We start from the raw sequence: 3,591 nt of genomic DNA, 5'->3' as shown, positions 1-3,591 counted from the left end.
CGTCTGGTCTGGACCGGGCGGATGACCTGCCTGAGGAAGTCGCTGCTGTCGTCCACTGCCAGATTCATGCCGGCAGCGGCCTGCAACAGCAATTCATGGAGGGACTCATCGCCCGCGACTCTATTGAGCAGTTCCAGGAATTCCGTCACTCTTGCCGTGCGCTGCTTCTGCTGCATCTCCACTTCCTGCGCAAACAGGGCATCGGGTACTGTGACCTTGTGCTTATTCAGGAGGTCGGAGAACGCTCCAAAGCCTTTCTTGGAGTTGCAGACGATCACGGTCGGCCTGCCATTCCGCGGACCATAGCGGAAGGCGCTCAATGCATCGAAGACTCCGTCAAAGCCGGTGGCATCGACACTCAAGGCATTCCATCCGAATGACCGGAAGACATCGGCAAGCGGCGGCATGGGATAAAGCATGCGGTCGTGGATATCGAGCTGACCGTTGTTGCGATCGACCAGGACACACAGATTCTCGAGGTTATGCTGCGAGGCATACATGATGACCTCCCAGCAGGAGCCCTCCTGTAACTCTCCATCGCCCACCATGCAGTAGGAATCGAAGCGAGGGCTGCGTTTGCCRGCGACGGCGAAGCCCTCAGCAACGCCGATCCCCTGCCCCATGGGGCCGGTGGCGATGTGAACTCCGGGGAGAACCGGGCCCGGGTGACCGTTGAGCAGGCTGCTGTGCGAGCGGGAGTTCTTCAGAACGTCGGCTGAGAAGTAGCCCAGCTCCGCATAGATCGACGCCATCGCCGCGACCGCATGCCCCTTGCTGAGGGTGAAGATGTCCTGCCCGCGGCGTGTGGGGTCTTCAACGTCGAGGCGCAGAAACCCGCCATAGAAGAGAGTCACCATAGGCAGAATGGCCGAGAAGGCGCCGCCGGAGTGCAGCCCCTTATCCACCGCATCGCGGCTCTGTTCTAGCGTGAGGATGCGGATGTCGGAGTCCTTGATGGCAAGCAGCTTCAGCACACCCTCGCGATACACCGGCTCGCGGTGCAGAGAGAGATCTCCTGAGGCGGATCTGGAGACAGCGGTTGACAGTACGGGCATGCTCATTGCCTGGACCTTCCATGCAAGATTATTTGCATAATACGCAATATTGATTGCGTTATGTGAGGCAAAGTATATGGAGTGCTTCCTGCGATCGTCAAGCACACTGTAGTACCCGAAAAACGGAGACAATCGGTCTATGCGCGTTGTGATCATCGGCGGTTCCGGCCATATTGGCAGCTATCTGACACCCAGGCTCGTGAATGCGGGATACGAGGTTTTCTGTGTCACCCGCGGCGTGAAGTCCCCCTATCGCCCCGATCAGGCGTGGAAGTACGTTCAGCATGTCGTGCTGGACCGCGACGCGGAAGAGACCGCCGGCAACTTCGGCGAACGCATCGCGGAGCTGGACGGGCAGGGCGTCATCGACCTGACCTGCTACACCCCGGAGAGCGCCGCTCAGCTCGCCGAGGCGCTCCTTGGCCGCGTCGAGCATTTCCTGCACTGCGGCACCATCTGGATTCACGGTCATAGCTGCCAGGTGCCGACAACCGAAGACGCGCCGCGGTCGCCATTTGGTGAATACGGACTCCGGAAGACCGCCATCGAGGACTATCTACTGCGGCTCGCACGAACCAAAGGCTTCCCCGCAACGCTGTTGCATCCCGGTCACCTGGTCGGTACCGGCTGGAACCCCATCAACCCCCAGGGCAACTTCAACCCGGATGTCTTCACCACGCTTGCGCGGGGAGCTGCTCTGCCCCTTCCGAACCTGGGCCTTGAGACCGTACACCATGTGCATGCCGACGATGTGGCGCAGGCCTTTGTACAGGCCCTGACGCACCGGAGCGTCGCACTCGGAGAGAGCTTCCACGTTGTCTCTGCTGCGGCTCTGACGCTGCGAGGCTTTGCCGAAGGAATGTCTCGCTGGTTCGGCCAGGAGCCACAGCTGGAGTTCTACTCCTGGGAGACATGGACAACGATGGTCAGCGAGAAAGACGCGCGTGCGACATGGGATCACATCGCGCACTCGCCAAACTGCAGTATTGAGAAGGCAAAGTCACTGCTTGGCTATCGGCCGCGTTATACGTCATTCGAGGCAGTGCAGGAGGCAGTAACGGATATGCAGCGGCGTGGGGTGATTGAGGGAAATTGAAGGATTGAAGGATTGAATAAGGATTCGAGCTTCGCTCGAACGTCCCACCCATCGCTTTCGCGATGGATGGGGCACCCGCATCTTACATACAGCAACAGAAGTCTCCGCTTACGCGATGATTTGCCGACTTGCCCGAACTTTGCTCGAGCATCATTCAATCATTCACTTATTCCATCATTCGATTACTTCCAGTGCACCATCGGAAGTCCCGCAACCGGACTCTGGAAGTACGGGATATTGTGTGCCCGCAGTGAGCCGATGTAGACGGTCTTCAGGTCCGGGCCTCCGAAGGTGACGCTCGCCATCCATGGAGCGACGCCGCGACCCGTGGCAAAGAGAACATCTTCCGTCACAGCGCCGGCGCGGAACTGGTCTTCAAGAGCCTTCACCTTCACCGGGTCGCCCTCGTCCAGCAGGACACGCTGATCTCCTTGCGGCGTAAGGATGAAGAGCTTGTCCGAGTAGACACACGTGCCCCATAGGTTGCCGATACTGTCGAAGGCGATACCATCCGGCCAGGCGCCGGTTCCCAGGCTGCTGGGACCGAAGATCTCACGCTCGCCCAGCGTGCCGTCATCGTGGACGCGAAGCCGGCTGATGCAGCCGCCGGTCGTCTCGACGACGTACAGATACTCTTCTTTCGCATCCATGCGGATCTCGTTGGTGAAGTGAAAGCCCTCGGCCATGATGCGGAACTTGCCGTCGATATAGCGGGCGATGTAGCCATCGGGAAGATCGGGACGCAATGCGTGCATCCAGTTCTTGATCCTGGTGGAGACAGTGATCCAGATGCGGCCCTTCGAGTCGCGCAGGACAAAGTTGACCTTGCCGATGGCCTCTCCCTCGATACTGTCGGCGAGGACTTTGGATTCTCCCGTGCGCGTCATGATCTCCAGACGGTCAGTACCGAAGTTCGAGATCAGGATGTCGCCGTTCTCGGCGAAGGCAAGCCCGTTCGGCAGTGTTCCGGTTAGATAGCGGGTCGCTTCGCTGTCTGCCTGCGCAAAGTGCGCAGAGATCTTCTGGGTGATGATCTGCTGGCTGCCGTCATGCCGCAGGCGAACTACACCGCCGCGCGAGTCCGCGGACCACAGCGTCCCATCCTTCTCCGCCAGGATGCACTCCGGGCGTTGCAGGCCTTCCCCGATGTACTGCAGCTTCGACGTATCGATCCCGAAATCCAGGATTGGATTCATTCTTCCTCCATTGCTTATCACGCAATCAATCTTGCGATATACACAGTAACCTGCGCAAGGCCTGAGGCTATAGATTCCATGAAAACGCGCCCACTATAGGGGCGCGTTTCGTGAATCGAAGGTATGGAAGCTCTATCCCTCGTCGGGGGTCTCTTCGGTGATGCTGAGCCGTTCGCCGATCTTCTTGGCACACTGCACCACGCGCTTTGAATGGGCGGTATAGTGCTCTTTCAGGAAGCGGGTT

Annotated in this window: 2 protein-coding genes and 1 pseudogene; 1 reads left to right on the top strand and 2 read right to left on the bottom strand. The window is 59.1% G+C overall.

What is annotated here, in order from left to right:
• Nucleotides 1–1,055, bottom strand: a pseudogene (locus AB4043_RS18585) (hypothetical protein); the annotation flags it as partial.
• 139 nt (nucleotides 1,056–1,194) lie between these two features.
• Between AB4043_RS18585 and AB4043_RS18580 the strand changes: the two are divergent.
• Nucleotides 1,195–2,151, top strand: coding sequence for an NAD-dependent epimerase/dehydratase family protein (locus AB4043_RS18580; protein WP_442303278.1), 957 nt, complete (start codon nucleotides 1,195–1,197; stop codon nucleotides 2,149–2,151).
• Between the two features lie 182 nt (nucleotides 2,152–2,333).
• On the opposite strand, the gene AB4043_RS18575 is transcribed toward AB4043_RS18580, so the two are convergent.
• The gene (locus AB4043_RS18575; protein ID WP_442303279.1) at nucleotides 2,334–3,347 is read right to left on the bottom strand and encodes an SMP-30/gluconolactonase/LRE family protein; all 1,014 of its coding nucleotides are present in this window, start codon (nucleotides 3,345–3,347) and stop codon (nucleotides 2,334–2,336) included.
• Between the last annotated feature and the right edge of the window lie 244 nt (nucleotides 3,348–3,591).

Source organism: Terriglobus sp. YAF25, from assembly GCF_052113305.1.
Classification (GTDB): domain Bacteria; phylum Acidobacteriota; class Terriglobia; order Terriglobales; family Acidobacteriaceae; genus Terriglobus.
This window is presented reverse-complemented; position numbering and strand designations above follow the sequence as displayed.